Consider the following 20760-nt stretch of genomic DNA (forward strand, 5'->3'; position numbering starts at 1 on the left):
TGAGGAGGCCGACATTCAGTCAGACCGGCAGGTAGGGGCTGGGCTTGCCGTGCCAGCTGATGTTCAGCGCGTCCCGGGCCCGCGTAGTTGCCACGAACAGCAGGGAACGGGCTTTCCGCTGCTCGCGCTCGTAGCGGGGCGGATCCTCGGTACGGTAGCGGTCGATGACGTGGGTGCGGGGGATGATGCCGTCACTGGCACCCACGATGGCGAGGCGTTGGTACTCAAGGCCCTTGAAGCGATGCATCGTGCCGACGTGGACCTCGCCGTCGCCCTTTGGACCTTCCTTGGTGAGCTCGGCGCACGTGATGCCGGCCTTGGTGACCAGGTAGTACATGGTCTGGCTGACCATGTCGCGGTCGGCGACGCAGACGGCGATGTGGCCGCTCGGGTCTCTGGGTGAGCCGTTCTCGTCGGTGGAGAGCTCTTTGCGCCAGGCGTCCAGGGTGGCGGCGAGGCCTGCGAGCTCGTCGTCCCAGGTGTCGTACGGCGTGAAGGCCGGGGCGGGGCCGTGGAGGACGGAACGGTATCCGGCGAGGTTGTCGGTGCTGTCGTCCAGGTCGTCGTAGCTCACCTTCTGCCCGGACTTCACGGGGTCGACCACACGCAGAGCCTTGGTGAGGATCTCCTTGGTGGTGCGGTAACTGAGGGTGAGGCGGGAGGAGCGGCCGCGGATATTGATACCGAGGGCGCCGAGGGCAACCTGGTGGTCGTAGATGCGCTGGTGGGTGTCGCCGGCGATGAACATGTCGTTGGGCAGGTCGGGGTCGGCCATGGCCCGGAGCATCTTCCAGTGGGCGGGGCTGAGGTCCTGGGCTTCGTCGACGACGATGTGCTGGTAGCGGTGGTTGAGGTAGCGCATGCCGGAGCTGTTGTCGCGGTGGATGAGGTCCTTTCCGCCGACTTCCTCCTTGTACTCGCGCCGGGCCCTGATTTTCGCGGCACGCTCCATCTCGAAGCGGGCGGCGCGTTCGGATGCCTGGCCCCAGGTCTCCACGCCGAGCTTGTCGAGGCGGGCGGTGAACTGCTCGATGAGCTTCCAGATGTGGTTGCGCTCGGGCCGGGTCAGGGAGCGGCCCCGCCCTGCACGGCGGGCCTGGAAGTAGGCGGAGCGGGTGGGGATGGACTGGCCGAGGATGACCTGTTCCCACTCCTCCAGGAGGAATTCGGGCTCCCAGCGGCGGTCGTCGAGTTCGGCGAGGAGCTGGCGCATCTCGTTCAGCGCTACGTGATCGTAGACGCGCTGCCGGCCCCGGCCAGGTGCGGTGTTCTCGCCCAGGACGCGGGCGGCGAGCTGGTCGATGTGAGCGATCTCGACACGGGCGAGGAGTTCGGGCTCGACGAGCGACGCCAGACGCAGGCGCAGGTCCGTAGTGAGGTTCTTGGTGAACGTGGTCAGCAGGATCGCCTTGTTGTTGCCGGGCGGCAGCTGCTCGGCCAAGTGCTTGACCCGGTGCAGAGCGACGATGGTCTTTCCGGTGCCAGGACCGCCGGAGACGCGGGCAGGGCCGTTGTAGTGGCGGTGGACGATGCGTTCCTGGGTGGGGTGGAGGAACACCTTCCAGGCCCGGAAGTCGCCTTCGTCGATGGCGGCTTGTACGGCATCGTCGACGGCGGTGACCTTGGTACGGCTCAGGGCCGCGGCGAAGTCACCGAGATCGGGCTCGTGGCCGAGCTCGACGGGTTGGGTGATCTCCTTGCGGACCTCGTCCATGGACATGCCGGCGGCGAGGCCGTAGAGGACGTCCTTGGACAATAGTGGCGCGCCCTCGACGAGCTGGTCCAACTCGGCGCTGTCGGTGACGGCGAGGGCCAGCTCGATCAGCTGGTCCGCGACGCCCAGCTCACGCAGCTGATCGGCGCCGTACGCGGCGAGCAGGGGAGGGGTCTCAACAACCGTCAGAGGCTGCGGCGTCGGCTCGGCCTCGGCAGGCGCCGCGGTCCTGTCCGGTTCGGCCGGGGTCAGGGTGACGCCGGCACGGCGCAGGGCGCTGTCGCCGACGACCGCGAGGTCGACGAACTCGATCTCGCCGGTGACACGGTTGACCGCGACCTGGAGCTCTTCGTAGACATCCTTGCGGTGGCGGACAGCGATGACCAGCCAGCTCTCGGTGTCGTCCATGTCGACCCCGGTCGGGGTCAGCAGGGCGCGGTAGGAGTCGTTGACCCGCGCGGACCAGATGCGCGAGTCGCCCTTGAGCTTCTTCAGCTTCAGACCCGGCTGGTTCGGGTTGTTCCGGAAGACGTGGCAGAAGTCGTAGAACTGGGCCTTGACCGAGCGGTCGAGCTTGTACAGCTCCTGTTCGGCCTTGCGATACAGGCTGAGCCGGGCGGTCATCGGGTGGTGCCTTCCGTTTCGGGGAGCTGTTCGAGCAGGGTGTCGAGGTGATCGAGCCATGCGGCGGCAGTCCGGACCGTCCAGCCGTCCTCGGCGTAGGCGGCGTCGCGCCGCTGGGCCTCGACGTCCTCGTCGCCCTGGTGCGCGGCGACGACGGCGATCTTGAGACCGGGAATCTGCCAAGCGAAGTCCGCCTGCCAGCGGCTTGTGCCGAGCTCAAATCCGAAGACCGGGGCCTGCTTGCCGTGCTCGGCGAGCGTCTCGGCGAGGCGAAGCAGGTCAGGTGCCTCGTCGGAGTCCTCGCGCAGGATCTCCAGGATGTCCTCGTCCCAGACCGCGTCCCGGATGATCTGCCGAAGGGCGGCTTCGGCTGGTGAGTCCGTGCTCGGCTCCGAGGCGGCAGGCCGCAGGGCAGGCTCGGGTACGGGCGTGGGCGCTGGGGCGAGTGCTGCAGTGAGCGAGTCGAGTTCACCCAGGCCACCGCACACGGCGAGGACCTCAACCTCGAAGTCCGCAGCGCTGCTGGCCGCGAGCTGGACACCATCCCCGCCGGCGAGGGACAGGAACTGAGTGATATTGGTCCAGTACAGCCAAGACCGCCACCGCAACTTGTGTTCGTCGGTGTCGAGAACAGCATCGCTGTCGTCGAGGATCGTCAGGGCGGTCCACCGCAGGTTGTCGGGGTCCGCTGCGTCCAGCGCGAACACGATCGGCAGACCATGCTCGTCCTGGGTGCGGAAGACATGAACGGGACCGATGCCGCCGACGTCAGGTACCACCGGCTTGTCGTCCCGTCGGTCGGCTCCGAAGGCGCCGAGCTGTTCGCGCAGCGCGGCGACGAGTTCGCTGCGCTTGCCGGTGGCGGCCACGGGGGTCGTGGAGGGAACAGCGGTGAGGCCGGTGACCAGGGCGCGGGCCCGGCGGGCCCAGCGGGTGGCATCAGGGTCCCGCAGATAGGCGATGAGCGTGTCGATCGGGTTGGCGAAGATGGCTTCGCCGAAGTGGGCGCGGTTGCCCCCGTACTGCTCGTACGCGGCCTTGGCCTGTTCCTGGGCGGTGCCCCGGTACGGCGGCCAGACGGGCTTGGTACGCCCCGGGCGTCGTTCGAACAGGTCGATTTCGGCCCAGGTGATCTGGAAGGCGATCTTTCCGTCGGCGCGGAGCCGGGTGCGCTGGGCCGCGTTCTTGGCGATGAGGTTGTGCTCCCGGCTGGCGTGGAAGCGGAAGCCCTCCAGATAGACGTGCACGCTCTGTACCGGACCGCCGACCCGGGTGAAGGTGAAGTCGGTACGGGTGCCTTCGAGCTGCCGCTGTGCCGTCAGCCTCCAGTGCATCACGTCTGAGCCGTCGGTGAACCGCAGATGCCCGCTGGCGTGGCCGTCCTCGTCCAGAGCCGCGTCGTCGGTCACCTTCACCCAGTCGCGCAGGGCGGCCAGGAAGCGTGCCTCCAGGTCGGATTCGACCTGGGCGTCCAGACCGACCAGCCCGGTGTGCTCCACATCGCTGATGTCCCAGCCGTCCTCGCCGTCCCCCTTGAACAGCAGCGACTCCAGCATGCTGAGCGCCGCCTGTCGGGAGACGACGTCCTGGAACTGCTCAGGGGTGTAGCGGTGCAAGCAGCGGTGGCAGGCACGTCGCTGCTCTTCCGCACACGGACACGCCTTGAGCTGCTCGTACGCGCGAGCAAGGGTGTCGCGGAAGGCGTGGCGGTCGGTGAGCCGGTCCAGGTAGCCGGTGCCGCCCGGGAGAGAGTCGAAGAGCACCAGGAACCAGCGGCGCTCGCCGCTGTCGATATCCGGCATGGACGCCACCGTGGTGTCCAGGTGCTGCGGGTCGCCGCCGAAGTGCAGGTCGACACCGAGCCGCAGTGCGGCCCGGAAGGAGTGCACCCGTGCGTCCACGTCTGCGGTCGCGGCCGGGATGAGGATCCGTAGAGCCTCGGTCTGCAGCTGATGGGCGAGCAGCACCTGCTCCTGCGTGACGCCGTCCTTCTTGCCGCGGCGCAGCGGGCACCACGGGCGGTGGTGCTTGAGCTGCGGGGCACGAGCCGCTGCCGAATCCAGGGCATCGGCGTCGTGATCGAAGACAGGACGGCCGTCCGCGCTCGCTGCACCGCAGGCCGTGCACACATGGAACGGGTTCAGCCGGACCAGATGACCGGCGAAGTCGTCACGGGCAGGAGCGTCGTAGCGGACAGGCCCGACGTTGATCCGGCGGATCATCGCCGTGCGGCAGAAGTCCACGCCGAAGGTCTCACGGTCGTGCCGCCAGGATTTGCCCTCCTCGACCTTCTCGACGGGAATGTCCACCGCGTCCACGACGGTGTACGAGCGCCGATCGCGGTCGTCCTTGTCGTCGCGGATCCGGGCGTCCTCACGCTTGTCCCGCGACGTCACGGTGGCCGGCTGCACGACTTGGAACAGGCAGGAGCCGTCGTCGGCGATCTGGCTCGTCTTGCACCGGGGGCACGGCGAGCGATCGGCGGTTGCGTTCTCAGTGCGTACGTACCCGCAGCCCGGGCACATCCTCCAGGTCTGCCACTCCTGGCGCCCGCCCGTCGACAGCTCCAGGCCGGTGACCTCGTGTCGGTAGCCGTTGACGTAGAAGGTGTTACCCGGCGCCAGCTCCTGGATCGCGAGGCGGCGGGGACGCTCGTACGAGAGGGTCTCGGACGTGTACACCACTTTGCCTGTCTTCGGGTCGATGCCGTCCTCGCCGTACAGCGTCGCCGACAGTGTCGTCGTCGAGTCGATGAGGGCGTAGTTCGGCAGCAGACCCAGGTCACACAAGGCGCTTTGCGCCGAGGTGTCGCCCAAGTGGAGCAACTGCCTGCCCACCCCGCGCCGCTCGGCGTCCAGCTCCGCCTTCTGACGGGCCTGGTCCGGGTCGCTTTCATGTAGCTCGCCGTGGGCTTCATCGATCTCGCGCAGCCGCGCCCGCAGGGCTTCCTCGGCACGCCGCCACTCGCGTTCCGCCCTCTCTACGGCGCTGCGTAGGCCGTGCGTCGCGTACGCCTCCAAGTCGGCCTTGGCCTGCTCGCTGACGCCGGTTGGGAACAGCCGCAGGAACCCGTCGGCCAGCTCCTCGCCCTGGGCGAGGGCCAGCTCCACCAGATCGGTCAGATAGCCGGACGGGCCGAACAAGCGAGGAGCCTTGTGCGGCAGCGCACGCAGTACGATCCCGTCCGCCCGGACGAGACGGCCGGCTGCGGCGAGGTCCAGCAAGTGCGCCAGGTATTGGCGCCGCAGGATCTCGACGGCTGACAGGTAGGAGCCGGGTGGCACGATCGTGCCCGCGATCAGGTCCTTCGGCCGCTCCAGGAAGTACAGGTCACGGCGCCGCCGGTCGGGGATGGTCAGCAGGAAGGCATTGCCGGTACGGCGGCCGGCGCGACCGACCTGCTGCGCGTAGGAGGCGGGACGGCGCGGCAGCGCGGCCAGCACGACGGCGGACAGATCGCCGATGTCGATACCCATCTCCAGCGTCGGCGTGCACGAGAGCACGTTGGGGTCCTTGAACCCGCCGCCGCGCTTGAACGCCTCCTCCACCTTCTCGCGCTGGTGCCGCGTCAGCATGCCCGTGTGCTCGGCGGTGACCACCTGATACGTACCCGCGCCGAGGTAGAGCCCGCGGTAGTAGTCGTCCCTGTAGTCGCGGTCACGGTGGTGTATCCCCAGACCCTCGGGCCGGTCGCCGGCCACCAAGCGACCCCGGCGGCACCGGTAGGAGGGACAAGGCTGGTCATGCCACTGGTCCAGCAGGGACGGATGCACCGTCTGCTCCCAGAAGCACACAGGGCACCGCACGTACGACACCCGAACCTGCTCGTCGTCCAGCAACCGGGCCTCAATGTTTCCGGGCTTGAGCCCGTACACCCGCACCGAGGTGTCGTTCGGCGTGCGCACCGACAACAGCCCCATCGAAGCGAGTTCGGGCAGCAACCGGCTCCACAGCTCGGGCGCCAGCTCACGCGGCAACTCGAGGCACCGCCCGGCCCACCGTTCGTACCAGGACAGCCGACCGGTTGCGAAGTCGAACTCGCTGCCGTTCTTGGTCTGCCCGAGGAGGAACACGGGGGCGGCGATGCCCTTCGGGAAGGCCCGCATGCCCGGAGCCCGCTTGCCCCAGATGTAGTACCGGCTGGTGCCCGCCTCGTCGACGTACTTGTTCAGCCACTGGTGCGCGACCGCACCGCGGGTGCGCAGCCGCTCCAGGAAGATGCGTACGAACGCCAGGTAGCGGGCGTCGTCCTGCGCGACCAGCGGCAGTCCGTCCCGCACGCACTCCTCGTGCAGTTGCTTGACCAGTGCGATCACGGCCGCCGGGTCGCCGATGCGGACCTGTGCGGCGGCTGTCCGGGTCAGCTCGAGAGTACGGCCGTTACGTGACCGGAAGCCGAACTCCATCAGCGCCTCGAACGCCAGCCGCTGACCGATCAGCCGCCACGTCTTCAGATCTCCACCGCGGCCCTGGCCGGACAGGAGTCGGTCCACGCCCTTGAACCCGTGCAGGTCCGGTGGCACCACCGCAGAGAGGGTGTCCTTGTCCGTCGTAGCGGTGACGACGTTCGCGATCAGATCGTTCAGCGCGGTCGGTTCGTCGTGCCGCAGATGGTCGGCGAGGAGGGCGCGGAGCGAGAAGGTGTACGAGCGGTTGGCGACGAACCCGGCCCGGTGCGCGGCATCCTGCACCGAGTCGTTGAACATCAGCGTCTTGTCCTCGTGGAGCTTCTTGTCGAGCTCACCGCCGGTGAACAGCTGCGTGATGGATGCCGCGGCCATCGCGGCCGCACCGGTACCGAGGTAGCGGATCGCGTTGCGCTCACCGCATGCCGGACACCAGTCCTCCTTGGCCGCCGTGTTCGCGGTCTCCCCGAAGTTCACCAGCACGAACGCCGAGTCGCGGGCGGTCAGCCGGGGCTCCTTGGTCTCCCGGTCGTAGTCGTTCAGGGGATCAGGCATCCGCAGCCGCTTACGGGTGCCGTCCAGCACCATCAGCAGCCCGCCGGCACCCTGCGACGCGGCCGAGCCTCCCTTGCCACTGGTTGCCGTGAGCAGCGCGGCCCCGGAACCCTCCCGGGCCTCCCGGTCCGTCGCAGCGATCAGGTTCCGCACCCGCGCTTTGTCCTGGCCGAGCGATGATCGCCGGATCTTGTACGTGTCGAACTGGACGTCATGGTCATCGCTCTCAGGCGAGAACACCGCCCAGCCCGACCGCCCGCAGTCACGACAGTAGATCGCCGGCAGGAACAGGTTCGCGCTCTGCCCCGACGTCGCCGTCGTCACCGGCGCCGCACGGCCGCTGTCGGCCGCGCTCGCGTTAGCCGCACCGGCCGTGTCCCAGCGGAACTCCGCCTTCGGCCAAGGCAGTACGCCGCGCAGCAGTCGCGACACCGAACGCGCCCACTGATGCACCTCGACGTGCACGAAGGGCCGGGGCTCGGAGGGGGAGGACTTCGGGTCACGAGCGTACGACAGCAGCGCGACGAGACGCGCCAGCGCCTCGGCCGCCTTCTCCGGCTGCCGTGCCACGGCCTGGGACCAGCCGGCCGCGCCCGCCCGCCACATCACGTCCAGCACTTCGGCGCTGGTCTTCACCCCGCCGCAGAGGGCCTGCATCACCGCGCGAGTGAACAGATGCCGCTTGAGGTTCCCCCCGAGCACGAAGGGATCGAGGTCACGGACGTCCGTGACCTTCTCGATCAGATCCAGCAGTGCCTCGTCGCTGGTCGCCGGATCAGGCAGCGCCAGCAGCTCGTCGGGCGTCGGCATCGGCTGCATGGTCACCTCGCCGAGCGGGATGAACTCCTCGACCGTGAGCCGGTTCTCCCCGACGATGGAGTCCTTCGTGAACTCCGTTCCGAAGATGTGGGTGGCCACTTCCAACAGCTGTGCAGTGCCGTCCTCGTCCGTGCCGGAAGCGAGCGTCGCAGATGTCGCCACCGGACAGATCTTCCCCAGCGGGCGGCCTTCCTCGGCCGCCCCCACGGCGGCGGCCAGCCGACGCAGCAGCATCCCGACGTCCGTGCCCTGAGCGCCGTCGTACGTGTGGAACTCGTCCACGACGACGTAGCGGATATCCGACTCCCGCCACAGAAGCGCATCGTCCGCGCGCTGGAGAAGCAGGTCCAGCATCTTGTAGTTCGTTATCAGGATGTCCGGCGGGGACAGTTGCATGTCCGAGCGTCGCGTCCGCACCTTCTCGTACTGCGTCGCCGCCCGCTCACCGATGTACAGGCCGGCCGACAACTTCCCCAGCTCGGTGTTCTCCGTGAGGAGCTCATTGATGCGCTGGGCCTGGTCGGTGGCCAGGGCATTCATCGGGTACAGGAAGACCGCCTTCACCCCGGTCTTGCCCGCGGCCCGCTCCCGACGGCAGTGGTCCAGCACGGGGTACAGGAACGACTCCGTCTTACCGGACCCGGTACCGGTGGTGACCAGCGTCGGCTGCGGGGTGTGACCGTGCGCCGAGGTCAGCCGCGCGAACGCGACCGCCTGATGCGCGTACGGCCTGAAGCCCTCCCGCTGCCACTCCAGATGCTTGCGCCACTCCTCGCTGGCCACGGTGAACGGGGTCCGGATCCGCAAATACGGGCCACGGAACATCCCCGACGTCTCGTCCCCGAGGAACCGGTGCAGAGCCTCACGCGCGCCCTCGTCGGTGAGCGCGTACGTCGTCGACAGATACTGCAGCAGGCTCTCCTTGAGCCCGCGTGCTTGAAGCGTCGGCCTCACGGCTTCGGCACCTCCTGCTTCACCGGATCCCACTCGCCACGGGCGACGGCGTCATTGAGCTGCTTCTGAAAGACTGCGTGGGCGGCTCGCATTTCCGCCTCTCGATCTGCCCTGTAGAAGGGTGCAATGTAGCCGTCGGGTGCAGCAGCACTCTCGGGATTTGCAAGGTGAGTTAGCAGCTGCTCATAGTGTTCCTTTGTTTGGCCATGTCCATGGATCTTGTAGTCTTCGGCGATCTTCCTTCCACGTGCGTCGAACCACATTTTCTCTTCTCGTTCAAAGAGAACCGGAAACCTGGTCTTGTAAATCGTGCAGAGCGACTCTGCATCCATGCCGAGCCAGACTGCAACGAGAGCATCAAGTTCGACCATTGCGCACCAGCGGCCGTGATCCGTCCGCAATGGACTTGAACGTGACCACTCACCTATGGGGCGCCCCAACGGTTCGCGAGGGAGATTTGGCAGGATCCATCTGTCCGTCACCCAACTTTGAGTGGACGAAATTCGCCAAATGTCCGAGTATGCGGATGTTAGACAGTTGAGTCGGGCCGTCCTTAGTCCGAGCTTCTCGGCGAGAGGGTGATCTGCCTGAGGTACGGGCATCTTGCGCACATCTCGGTCGTGTAGATTCTTCTTCCCCGTCAGGCGGATAATGTATTCGACGGGCAGGGTGCTCCAGAAGCCTACGGTCAATAGGTCGAGATGGGCGTCCCCGCGCGACATTGAGTAAAGACCGTCCACGTGCGTTGGGCCAGGCGGGATCAGAGCAACGTTTAGGCACCTCTCCATATTCTTTGGCGTCAGCTTACGCCAGCAGACACGGAAGTGTTCGGAATAGGGCGAGTCGTTCCACTTTCGCAAGGATTCGGAGAAATTTGTCCCAGAAGTGGCACGTCGGTAATTTACTGCGGGGATGGCATCCGAGGAGAGCGTCTCCAGATTGACTGGCTTTCCGTGGCTCCCCAGATTGGGGCTTTCTTTAGCAAAGGGGTTTGAGGTGGTGATATGAGATCCGCTGAGGATGGCCTCATGATAGGAGGAAGGCTCAAAATGGCCCTTCCTGATGATGCCCTTCTTTTGTGCGCCCGTCTCATGGAATCCAGAACTAACGTACTCCGTTTTTCCGAGGCGGTGTGTATAGCTCCTGAGTGCTGACATGGCCGCACGCTCGGCTGTTGTGGTCGGGGTGAATAGCACCGTGTGTCCGATGGGCTCGCCATTCTGATCCGAGAGATCTTGCCATTCGGCCAGTAGCTGGTCATCCACTCGAATGAGACGACTCCGATGGGGTCGCAAGTCCGGCTTGCCAGAAATCCTTATGCCGGGGATCGGGTCGTTCCCGTCATGCTTGAGTGAATCCATCACGACGGAGGAGTGGTACAGATTTCCCAGCTGAATGAACGAAATCTCACCGCTTGATCCGTAAATGTGGACGCCGAAGTGTGTGTTGTGGTCTACGGGTTCAGGGAAGGCCCAGTTTCCGCCGTTGACAAAATGGCAATGGATCTTCAGGCGGTGCAGTGCTGCCGCACGTACCCTCTCGAATCCCGCGCTTGTGAGATGGGTTTCGGAGTGCACCATGCCGGAGATGCCGCTGCCGTTTGCATGATTCCATGCCGCGCACATGAAGGCCAGGTATAGATCGGTCTGTTCGGCTGCCAGTTCAGGGTACGTTGTTTCGGACCCGAGGAAGGCGGAGTTGGCTGACGCGAAGCTATTGCGTCTGGCGAGACTTGCCTTCGTGTTAGTCCCGGCGACAAGACGGGAACGGCGTTCGGCGTACTCGGGATGAGAGACGCCACCCACAACCCCAAACCACGGGTCGAGTTCTGCGAATTCGGAAATTTCGTCCCACGTTGGCTGAACCCAGGGCGGGTTGCCGACTTGGAGGTCGAATCCACCTGCCTGAGTGAAGACAAGCGCAAAATCCAGTTCCCAGTGCAGGAAGCCCTGTTCCTTCGCGATATCACGTGCTTGCCCCAGCCACGGGAAGCGGTCCTCCGGGTCGCCGGTGTCCATTCCCATGAAGCCGGGCAGTGTCTCCTCGAAGCTCGTGAGTGCATCGAGATCCTTGAAGGTGTCGATGAGTGTGCCCTCGGGCACGTCGGCCGTGCCGAGCATGGCCTCCAGGAACTCGAGCCAGTCGTCGAGGTTTTTGAGCGGGACGATCGGTCGACGCTCGGGGGCTTTCGGCTTCGGCTTCGGCTTCGGCTTCGGCGCGGTGGCCTGGGCCCTGCCCAGTGAAGCTACCTGCTTGACCTCGACGACCATGTCTTCCGCGCTCAGTTCGAGGTCCTCGAAGCTGGTCTGCTCGGGGCCGAGGGCGAACAGCGCTGTCGCCTCGACGAACCGCGGAACGGGTGTGGGTGTCGGCACGGCGACCGGTTTCGGATCGGCCGGAGGCGCGGGCTCTGCAACGAGCGGCGCGCCGTCCAGCAGGCGGCTGAGGCTGTCCGCTCCCGTCACCTGGGGACCTGCCGCGTACTCACCAGCCGTACCGTCGAGCAGACCGGCTTTGTCGACGGGCCAGAACCACAATGCGCACCAAGCGTCCATGATCTTCTTGAGGCGCCAGTACGGGGTGTCTGCGGCGTTGAAGAGGTCTTCGAGGACCTGCTCTTTTGCCACCGCCTGGTCAGGACGGTGGAGGAAGGAATACTCCGGGTCGGTGGGGTCAGCGCCCCAGACATCGATCCGGCGGGCGATGGCCTGCTCGGAGAGCTCCATGCGCTTGGTGACGAGCGACCAGAGGAATTCGACTCGCCGGGCGGCGTCCCGGAGCTTGGTGAACTGGGACACCGGCTCCTTCTTCGACTTGCCGGCCTTGCTGCGCTTGGGGCGCTGGAGAATGCCCTTCTTCCAGGTGGCGAGCTGTTCGAGACCTTCCTTCGCGAGCTCCTTGGCCTCCTTCGAGCCCGCGACCGCAGCCCAACCGGGGCTCGGCAGCAGGAACTGGTGTACCGCATCCTGGGGGAGCGGCTGGGGCTCGCCCTCCTTGAGGAAGGGGAGCGGGGTGGGGGCCAGGGCGCCCTTGGCCTTGAGCCATTCCTTGCCGGTGACGTCGTCAGCCGCGTAGATGGCACGGCGAGCGCCGATGAGGCTGTTGCCTCGGCGGAGGTGGAGGCCGAACCAGGGGGCTCGCATGCCAGGATGCATGGTGTTGAGCCAGAGAGAAACCTCGGCGAGCTCGACGCCCGTGGCGTTGAGGTCGACGCCGTACGCGTTGTGCAGGGCGATGTACGCCTTGGCCTTCTGCTTCTCGGTGAGGGCGTCCGCCGTCGGGATGATGCTGCCCAGCTCGTCCTGCCTGCGGCGCAGGTACTCCTCAGCGACCTGGTTGATCGCCTCGTTGAGGAAGGCGCCGGAGCCGAGGGCGGGCTCGCAGATGTTGTACTTGAGCAGTTCGGACGCGCGGGTCTTGATGACGTTGCCTTCGGCGTCGCGCTCCTGGTCGAGGCGGTGCTTGAGGGTGAGCTCGACCGTGACCTGGGTCAGTGACTCGGGCGTGTAGTACGAGGCAGAGGTTTCGCGGTCGCGGCCGGCGAGGCGGTAGACGAAGGAGCCTTTCTCGTACTTCTTGACGCCGCGCAGGCCCTTGCGGGCGTCGTCCTCGGCGTAGTGGACGAGGGTCTTGTCGGGGTACTGGTCCTGCTTGTGGGAAGGGATGAGCCAGGAGCCCTTCTCCGGGTCGCCGCCCTTGGCGACCTCGCACAGTTCCTCCTCGGCGATGATCCCGGTGTACGACATCAGGCCCTCGTAGACGGCCCCGAGTTGGTTGATGCCGAGGTTGCGGTAGGAGATGAAGCCACCCCGCTCGCCGCGCTTACCCTTCTTCATGGTGAGCAGCCGCAGCACCTCGTGCAGGGCGGCGTTGCGCAGCCGCAGATCGAGCCAGCGCGGGGCGTCGTCCTCGTCACTGCGAGGGTCGACGACGCCCCGGCCGATGAGGCGTACCGAGCCGGGCTCGAAGAGTTCGCTGCGCAGGGGTTCGAAGCGCAGGCCACGGTCCTCGCTGCGGCGGGCGGCCTTGGCCTTGCGGGTCTCCTCGTCGTCCCCGGGCTGGTCGTCGTCGTCCTCGGTGCCGTACGGGCGGTGGCCGAAGTTGACCTTGTTGAACAGGACGTCCAGGGATTCGTGCAGGTGGAAGCCGTTGCGGGCTTCCTCCTCGACGAGTTCCTCGTCGCGCTCGACGAGCTCGCGCAGGCGGGTCATCGAGTAGCCGGCCTCGTAGCTTCCGTCGTCGGCGGGGAGGATACCGAGCTCGGGGCGGGCCTCGGCGTACAGAAGGAACAGGATCCGGTAGAGGTAGCGGAGGGATTCGCGGGTGAGTTCCCGGGCGAAGGGGATCTTGGGGCTTTCGATGTCGGCCGGGGTGACGTTGTTCTTCGGATCGGCCATCCGCGCGAGGACTTCGTTGGCGATGATCTCCACCGAGCGCTGGAGCCCGTGGCGCAGTTCGCCGGAGACACCGGCGGCGTTGGCGCTGGAGGACTTCAGCAGGGCGTCGATGGCCCGGCTCTGGTCGTTCTCGCCGGGCCGGAGCATGTCCAGGCTGAACAGTGCGGCGATGGTAGCGAGTTCGCCCTGTTGGGCGCGGTCGTTGCGTTCCAGGGCCGCGTCAAGGTTGACGGCGAGGTAGCGACCTTCGTTCCAGGACTGGCGATCGGCGAGGACGAGGACGCCGCCGCACAGCAACAGGACGAAGCGGGGACGGGAGCCGCCGGCCTCGCCGAGCTCGCTCTGGAACAGCCAGGCCGCCAGGGCCGGACCGGTCTCGTACGCCTCGCTCGCGCTGACCTGGAGCGGATACAGCAGTCGGCCGGGGCCTGCCGCGTCGAGGGCGGCATCGTTGTCGGCGGCCCAGCCGCAGTCCAGCGCGATGATCCCGTGGCCGTGGTAGGCCGCGGTCAGGGAGTGGTTGCGTCCGGCGCGGTGGACAGTGATCTCGGTGGGAGTGGCCTCGAAGCCGAGGACTTGCAGGACCGTGTGGTGCCACTCGGTGAGGCGCTTGCGCCACTCGGGGTCGTTGTGGGTGTTCGGTCGGACCTCGTCTCCTGCGTCGTGCTTGGCGGCCTCGGCGAAGTAACCGCGTACATCTTCGGAGAGGTAGTCGCCGCGCAGCGAGCGGAGCAGCTCCCGGGGCGTCTTCCGCGGGTCGTTTTCATCGCCTTCGCGTAGGGCCCAGGTGGCGAACAGGCCTTTCTTCAGGTCGGTTCCGAGCTGCTCGGCGAAGTAGTGCGCGGCGAAGTAGTCGCCGCGGTTGCTGAAGGAGTCGAAGTCGGTGCTCATCGGTCGGCGCCCCCCTCAGCGGCGTTGAGCGGTTCCAGGACAGCGAGCAGGCGCAGCATCGGCTCGCTTGTGGTTCGAAGGGACTTGAGCAGGCTCAGCCGCCTGCTGGCGCTAAGGTTCACCCCGCGCTTGCCCGTCCCGTCAGAAGAGAACAAGGCTTCCTGCTGCCAGTGCACGACGCGCTTGCGGGACGGGGCCAGGATCGCCTCGATCTCCTCGCCGTACGCTTGCTTCAAGTCCCGGAGGTGCTGTTCCGCCCTGTCGATGGCTGCCGGTACGAGTTCTGTCAGGCCGCCGAGGTCGCGTGGTACGGCGCGGCCGGGCATCGTCGGACCCACCTCGTAGTCCTCCATCACTTCCGGGGTCAGAGGCGTTACTTGAAGGTCGTTCGGGTCGCCGTGGACTGCCATCCACTCGACGATGGTGGGTCGGCCTAGCGCATTGGAGCAGATGCCCTGGACCAGGAAGGTCGGTGAGTCCACAGAGGCGGCGAGCACAGGGGCCTGGTGTCGGCCGACCTCGACGAGCACCTTGTCGGTCAGCCAGTCCAGGACCGGGTGGACGTCGGTGACGTAGGAGACGTTCGGCCACTGTGACTTGGACGACTCCCGGGCCGCCTTGAGACGCCGGTCCGCGAGGTCCTTGGAGAAGGTGATGCGCATCCGTCCCGGCCCGGCCTTCCGGGGCATGATCCGCTGCTCGTCGAGGTACGACTTCGGCAGTGCCTTCAGCCGGTACAACAGGTCGCGCGGGGGTTCGAAGGCGATCGTGCCGTCGTCGTCGCGGCGCAGCGAGAGCTGGTCCTCGGGGTTGGGGCGGCAGACCTGACGCAGCGCCTCGTCGAAGTAGTCAGCGGTGGACGAGAACAGGTGTGGCACGTACGCCCGCCGGACCTCGGGGTGCTCCGGGACGGCGCCCACCTGACCGAGCAGTCCGGAGAGGAACGCGGCGCCCCCTTGCTGGGACTGCTTGATGGATTCCTCGACGGTCCGGCCGGCGATCAGGTCCTGGGTGAGGCGGTTCTCCTCCTCCTTGGCCCGGTACAGGCCGGTGACCGCCTCCACCGAGCCTTCGATCTTGTGCGCTTCCTCCTCGCGCTTCAGCAGCTTCTCGCCCACGAGGCGGTCATCCAGCGTACGAGGCTCTCGGGTCGTCTCGTCCGTCCGCCAGGGGATGTCGCTGGTGAGGATCAGAGCCCGGAACTCAGGCTGGTGCGCTTGGCCGTAGCGGTCGATACGGCCGTTGCGCTGCTCGATACGGATCAGGGACCACGGCAGGTCGAAGTGGATCAGCCGGTGGCACTGCTGGTGGAGGTTGACGCCTTCGGAGGCGACGTCGCCGGTGAACAGGATGCGTACGGGGTCGTCGCGCAGCCCGAATTTCTCGACGATGGCCTGCTGTTCGTCGTCGCTGGTGGAGTCCCCGTGCATGACCTGCATCGCGCCGCCGAAGGCCAGCCACGGCTTCTTCTCGTCGAGGCTGGTACCGCGCGGGAAGCCGAGCGCGGCCGGGACTGCCTCCGCGAGCCACTTCAGCGTGGGTATGCGCTCGGAGAACACCACCACGCGCGTCTCCGAGCCGGGGCCGACGCCCATGGTGCGCAACTCGTCCAGAAGGGCCGCCAGCTTCGCCGAGTCCTCGTCCTGGATCCGCTCGGCCACGTCGCGAAGGTCCAGCAAGGCTGCGCGCTCCGCCTCCCGGACCGCCGGGTCGACCGGGCGTGCCTTCCGCTGCCCGCCTCTCGCGGACTCGGCGGCCGGTTGTTTGTCCAGCGTTGCCAGTCGCGTCTTGACGGTCTCCAGCAGCGCCTTGTGTGAAGACAGGAAGGACTTCAGCAGCTGGTAGGGCACCAGTTGGTGCCTGCTGACCGACGGCTGGTCGGGATCGGCCGGAATCCAGCGTGTGGTGAGCTCCTGGAAGACGGCGAGTTCCTTGCCCCCAGCGGGTACGTGGATTGGCTGGGATGGTCCACGGTCCGCCCAGGTGCCCTTCAACGAGTCGCGTACCTCCGCCGACGTCTTCGTACGCCGGATGTAGAGGTGCTCAAGGTCCTTCACCTCGTACTTCGACGGGTTGGCGATGGCCGACTCGTCCAGCATCTTGATCAACTCGGCGAACGACTCGGCACGACCGTTGTGGGGGGTGGCCGACGCCAGTACCAGCGCATCGGTCTTCCTGGCCAGCAGACGGGCGAGCTCGTTGTTTTTGGTACCCCGGTTGACCAGATTGTGGGACTCGTCGATGACAATGGCATCCCAGTTGGTGTGCTCCAGGTGGTGCGCATAGACGTCGCTCTTGAGCGTGTCCACGGAGATGATCGCGCGCTTGAAGTACGCGAACGGGTTCCGGCCAGCCGGAATGTCCTGCTGGATGCGCTGGATACCGGTGGAGTCCAGACGGACCAGCGGGATTGCGAACCGGGTCCAAAGCTCCCGCTGGAACTGTTCCAGTACATGCTGCGGGGTCACGACCAGGATCCGCTCGCCGCGGCCGCGCCGGATCAGCTCGGCCAGCAACACCCCGATCTCCAGGGTCTTGCCCAGACCCACCACGTCGGCGATGAGGATCCGCGGCTGCGGGTTCTTCTTCAGCGACAGCGCCAGCTCGGCAGGCCGCAGCTGGTGCACCTGCTGGTCCATGAGGAACCCGTCGGCCAGTGCGAGCCCATGCTCGGTCTGCGGCAGGAACGTCTTGCGCATCACCGCTTCAAGGAACAGGCGGCCCCGCCGGTGGTTGGGTGAGTCGTCCGGGACGAGCCGGGTCTCCCGCGGGTCCAGCACCTGGATCGCATCGAGCCGGCTGTAGAAGATGGCGTCCGTGCCTCGTACGAAGGACGAGATGCCGGTGACCTCCACCATCCACCCGTCTTTGCCGACGTCCTTGGAGTTCCGGACGAGCCACAGCTCGTCACGTATCAGTACCTGGGACCCCGGGGCGTAGCCAGTGGACCCGGTGGTTCGCCGCGGTGCCGGAGCATCCTCCGGCAGCCAGGCGTCCCACACCGCATCGCCCTGGCTGCCCACGGCTTCCACCTCGACGCTCAACGTCCGCTCCGATCCCTCACCAGCGGCCACCGACGGCCGCCCACACTCCACGCGCCCGCAAACGACGGACTACGTCGTCCTAGCGCGCAATTCCGACAAAGGCTCTCACCCGGCACTGTCAGTGCAGGAGTTACAGAACGGGATCGGCGGCATACAACGTACGCAGCTCGTCCGCGATCCGCTTCGATGCAGGGGGGCGTCCCCTGGCCGCCCCCGCCTTCGGTGGGGCCTTCCGCGTCTTGGTGCCCGGGGTTGGCTCGGGCAGGAGAACCTCAGGCTCGTCCAGGTTCGGCTCCGGTTCGTCGGCCTTGGCCTGCGCTGCCCGCGCAGTGTCGTCCAGCGGGCTCGCCGGTTCGTCGTTCTCGACAAGGTCAGCCTGTTCGTGGATGAGCTTCTCGAACGACACCGTCAGCGGATCACTCAGAGCCGACGGAGCCTCACCCCCGTTGGTGTGGGCGATCAGCGCGAGCCGGGCGGCGGCCGGTGTCATCCCGGAGTCGGAGAGGATCCTCGCGCACGCATCGGAGACCGCCTGCAGAGTCGGCCGCTTCCCCGGCGCGTGGGCGAGCATCGACTCCAACAGGGGCGCCAGCGGCGCAGGGACACCAGAGAGATCGGGACCGATCTCGGGATTGGTCACCTGTGCCGCGATCGCTTCCCAGCGTGTTCCGTCGTACGGATAGTGGCGAGCCGCCGCGTACAGCAGGACGGTGCCCAGTGCATACACATCCGCCGCGGGTGATACCTGCGGATGACCGCCGGCCTGCTCCGGCGGCATGCACCGGACGGTGCCGATGATCATGCCGCTGTGCGACAGCGTCTCCTGTGAGGCGTCCATGAACGCGCCCAGCCCGAAGTCGATGATCATCGGGCCGTCATCGCCCAGGATGACGTTCTGCGGCTTCAGGTCCCGATGGAGCAACCCCGCGGCGTGGACTGCCGACAAACCCTCCGCGAGCAACGCCCCGAGGCTGGCCACCAGTGGCAGCGGAAGCAAGCCGTCGCTGTCCACACAGGCCAGCAGCGTACGACCGGCCACGTACTCCATGGCCAACCACGGCCGGTCCGCGTAAGGGTCGGCGTCCAGGAATCGGGCCACCCGGTTCGTGCCGATCACCGTGCGGGCGATCAGCGCCTCCTTCTCGAAGCGCGCCCGCGTCAGTGGATCGAGCTTGTCGTTACGGATCACCTTCACCGCGACCGGATCGCCTGCCGGCGTGTAGGCGAGAAAGACCTCACCCATCCCGCCCGAGCCGAGCTCCCGCGCCACCGTGTACCGGCCGATCCGCGTGGGCACCCCGCTCATCTGTACCGACTCACCTTTCCACCGCGCCTCACCCGATCGGCGCTCTGATCCACCATTACTTTAATCGGCCAAGGGATCGGCTTGGGGGGTTTCGGCCTGATCAGGGCACTGGACAGCTCCCTGCTGACTGAAAAGTGACTATCTGTAAGGATTTGCGATTGTCTTCTGGGTGAGGCCAACCGTGTTCTTCGGGGGCAGCGCTCGGACTTTGAGTAGCGTGTCGTGACGTAGCGTCAGCTAGGTGATCTCGATCTCCCGGCGCTCGTGGTAGAAGCGCACCAGGCGGTCGACGAGATCAGTGCAGTGGTCGCTGAGCGTGGTCAGGAGCCGGTAGGTGCCACCGAGGACCCCGTCGTCCGCGGTGCGGGAGTGGATCTCGGCCTCGATCGCCCGCAGCGGGAGGCCGTCGATCCGAGTCGGGTGGCAGCGTCAGCACTGTCGGGCGTCGGACGTACGAGGACGGCACACCCGCCGTCCTGTACTTCCCCGGCGCCCCCAAGGCCGGCCGCAACGCCATGCACCTGCTGATCACGGGAATGCCCGGCTCGGGCAAGTCCGAGGGCGGGCTGACCGACCTGACCGAGATCCTCTCCTGCCGAGACGTCGAGGTATGGGCCTCCGACCCTGTGAAGGCCGAGCAGCCCCTCGGGCATCTGCTGCCCGCAATCGGCCGGGCCGCGCTGGACATGAAGTCCACCGAGGCCGTGATCGCCGCCATCAAGGAAGCGATCCCCGCCCGCACGGCCTGGCTGGCGAAGTACGGCTACAAGCAGTGGGTTCCCGAGTGCGCCAGCCCCAGGCCGACGGCACACCGGGCATGCCCTACCTGATCGGCTGGTTCGGGGAAGCCGCCAAACCGATCCGCGAGATCGATGACGACGTCTTCACCGGTCCCTCCCAGGAAGCCGCCGTCGGGCCACTGGTGGCCGTCACCCTCCACCAACGCGGCTTCCACGCCCTCCTCGTCACCTCGGAGGGCGTCGACGCCGTCCCGTTGCCCGGCGTCACGCGCGAGCAGGCGGGCGACTGGGCGTCCAAGCTGGCCGAGGCCACCGCCGAGGCGGTGCGTCAGGTGCTCACCGAGCTGTGACAGGGCCTCGCCGAACCCGTGCTCACAGCCCTGGGGCCACCCCGCGTCGCCCGGCGACCGGCCCCGGTCGTGGTGGATTCCCTCCGGTCCCGCGGCCTTCGTGCCCCTGCACGCGGCCGGGCTGTTCGTCGGGGACGTGCCGGTCACCGGCGAGAACGTCCTGGACCGCGTCGTCTCCTCGTACGCGCCCACGCTGCGCTCGCTGTGGCACGCCCGGCGCGTACAGCACCGGACGGCCCGCCGAGCGTGCTATCCGTCGCCGCGCCCGGTGCTACTGGCCGTCTCCAGCGGCTGAAAGAGGCCGTGGACGAGGCCGAGGACATCCAGGAGATTGTGCTCGCCGGACACGTCCTCCTCGCGGACGAGGCCCGCAAGGACGGGTGCTGGCCGCCCTGCCCTGCCATCCGTTGCTCCACTTCGCCGGACGCGCGGTCGCCGCGCCCGCTGGCCGCCGCGGCAGGCGGCCTGACCCTCGGGGGACGGCGAGTTGCTGTCCCCCGAGGCCGTGGACGGGATGAACCTGCCCGCGGCCGGTCCCGCCTTCCTCTCCGGCTGCGGAACAGCCAAGGGTGCGGCGGCCCTGGCGGATGAGTCGCTCCGCGTGGCGGCCGCCCTCCCCCCTGCTGGGTACCGCGACGTGATCGGCACCTTGTGGCCCGTCCGTGACGCCGCGGCGAGCGCGATCGCCCGGACCTTCTACCGGGAGCAGATCCCGAAGGGAAAGGCGCAGGCCCAGGCCCCGGCCCCGCGCACGCCCTCGACGCCGCTGTCCGCGCGGCCCGCTCCGCCGCCCCCGGCCGGCCCGAACTGTGGGCCTCCCACCAGCACATCAGCCCGTGACCTCCCTTTCACTCGCCACCGGATAAGGAACTTCCCAATCGTGTTGTCAAGCTGCTCCCGTGACGGGGGGTGAAGAGTGAAAGCACTCTCCGTCTCGGATCATCGCCCACAGAACGTTGA

9 protein-coding genes are annotated in these 20760 nt (G+C 67.1%); 4 read left to right on the plus strand and 5 right to left on the minus strand.

Going from position 1 to position 20760, the window contains the following annotated elements; all coding sequences use genetic code 11:
- Window positions 1–19: 19 nt before the first annotated feature.
- The 5 genes from ACFY1P_RS15535 to ACFY1P_RS15555 form a co-directional block, all read right to left on the minus strand.
- Window positions 20–2338 carry a UvrD-helicase domain-containing protein gene (locus ACFY1P_RS15535; RefSeq protein WP_390750850.1) on the minus strand — a complete coding sequence of 773 codons (2319 nt, stop codon included), beginning with the start codon at window positions 2336–2338 and terminating at the stop codon, window positions 20–22.
- Window positions 2335–9072 carry a DEAD/DEAH box helicase gene (locus ACFY1P_RS15540; protein ID WP_390750851.1) on the minus strand — a complete coding sequence of 2246 codons (6738 nt, stop codon included), beginning with the start codon at window positions 9070–9072 and terminating at the stop codon, window positions 2335–2337. Before ACFY1P_RS15540 ends, ACFY1P_RS15535 begins: the two co-directional genes overlap by 4 nt.
- The gene (locus ACFY1P_RS15545; protein WP_390750852.1) at window positions 9069–14360 is read right to left on the minus strand and encodes a hypothetical protein; all 5292 of its coding nucleotides are present in this window, start codon (window positions 14358–14360) and stop codon (window positions 9069–9071) included. The genes ACFY1P_RS15540 and ACFY1P_RS15545 overlap by 4 nt, the downstream gene beginning before the upstream one ends.
- The gene (locus ACFY1P_RS15550) at window positions 14357–17404 is read right to left on the minus strand and encodes an SNF2-related protein (protein WP_390750853.1); all 3048 of its coding nucleotides are present in this window, start codon (window positions 17402–17404) and stop codon (window positions 14357–14359) included. The genes ACFY1P_RS15545 and ACFY1P_RS15550 overlap by 4 nt, the downstream gene beginning before the upstream one ends.
- 130 nt (window positions 17405–17534) lie before the next feature.
- Window positions 17535–18710 (minus strand): serine/threonine-protein kinase, encoded by a 1176-nt coding sequence (locus tag ACFY1P_RS15555; RefSeq protein ID WP_390750854.1) that lies wholly within the window; start codon window positions 18708–18710, stop codon window positions 17535–17537.
- Between the two features lie 515 nt (window positions 18711–19225).
- Between ACFY1P_RS15555 and ACFY1P_RS15560 the strand changes: the two genes are divergently transcribed.
- From ACFY1P_RS15560 to ACFY1P_RS15575, 4 genes are all read left to right on the plus strand, one after another.
- Entirely contained in the window at window positions 19226–19540 is a 315-nt protein-coding gene (locus ACFY1P_RS15560; RefSeq protein WP_390750855.1) for a hypothetical protein, read from the plus strand.
- Complete coding sequence (locus tag ACFY1P_RS15565; RefSeq protein WP_390750856.1) at window positions 19528–19800, plus strand: hypothetical protein; 273 nt, start codon at window positions 19528–19530, stop codon at window positions 19798–19800. The genes ACFY1P_RS15560 and ACFY1P_RS15565 overlap by 13 nt, the downstream gene beginning before the upstream one ends.
- A gap of 100 nt (window positions 19801–19900) precedes the next feature.
- Complete coding sequence (locus ACFY1P_RS15570) at window positions 19901–20095, plus strand: hypothetical protein (protein WP_390750857.1); 195 nt, start codon at window positions 19901–19903, stop codon at window positions 20093–20095.
- Between the two features lie 192 nt (window positions 20096–20287).
- Window positions 20288–20713 (plus strand): CHAT domain-containing protein, encoded by a 426-nt coding sequence (locus ACFY1P_RS15575; RefSeq protein ID WP_390750858.1) that lies wholly within the window; start codon window positions 20288–20290, stop codon window positions 20711–20713.
- Window positions 20714–20760 lie beyond the last annotated feature (47 nt).

Source organism: Streptomyces sp. NPDC001407 (assembly GCF_042895325.1).
Lineage (GTDB): Bacteria > Actinomycetota > Actinomycetes > Streptomycetales > Streptomycetaceae > Streptomyces.

What these genes read in the sequence shown, in the direction of transcription:
- ACFY1P_RS15535 (WP_390750850.1), bottom strand. Translation starts at nt 2,338, where the DNA reads ATGACCGCCCGGCTCAGCCTGTATCGCAAGGCCGAACAGGAGCTGTAC.
- ACFY1P_RS15555 (WP_390750854.1), bottom strand. Translation starts at nt 18,710, where the DNA reads ATGAGCGGGGTGCCCACGCGGATCGGCCGGTACACGGTGGCGCGGGAG.
- ACFY1P_RS15565 (WP_390750856.1), top strand. Translation starts at nt 19,528, where the DNA reads ATGCCCTACCTGATCGGCTGGTTCGGGGAAGCCGCCAAACCGATCCGC.
- ACFY1P_RS15560 (WP_390750855.1), top strand. Translation starts at nt 19,226, where the DNA reads ATGCACCTGCTGATCACGGGAATGCCCGGCTCGGGCAAGTCCGAGGGC.
- ACFY1P_RS15545 (WP_390750852.1), bottom strand. Translation starts at nt 14,360, where the DNA reads ATGAGCACCGACTTCGACTCCTTCAGCAACCGCGGCGACTACTTCGCC.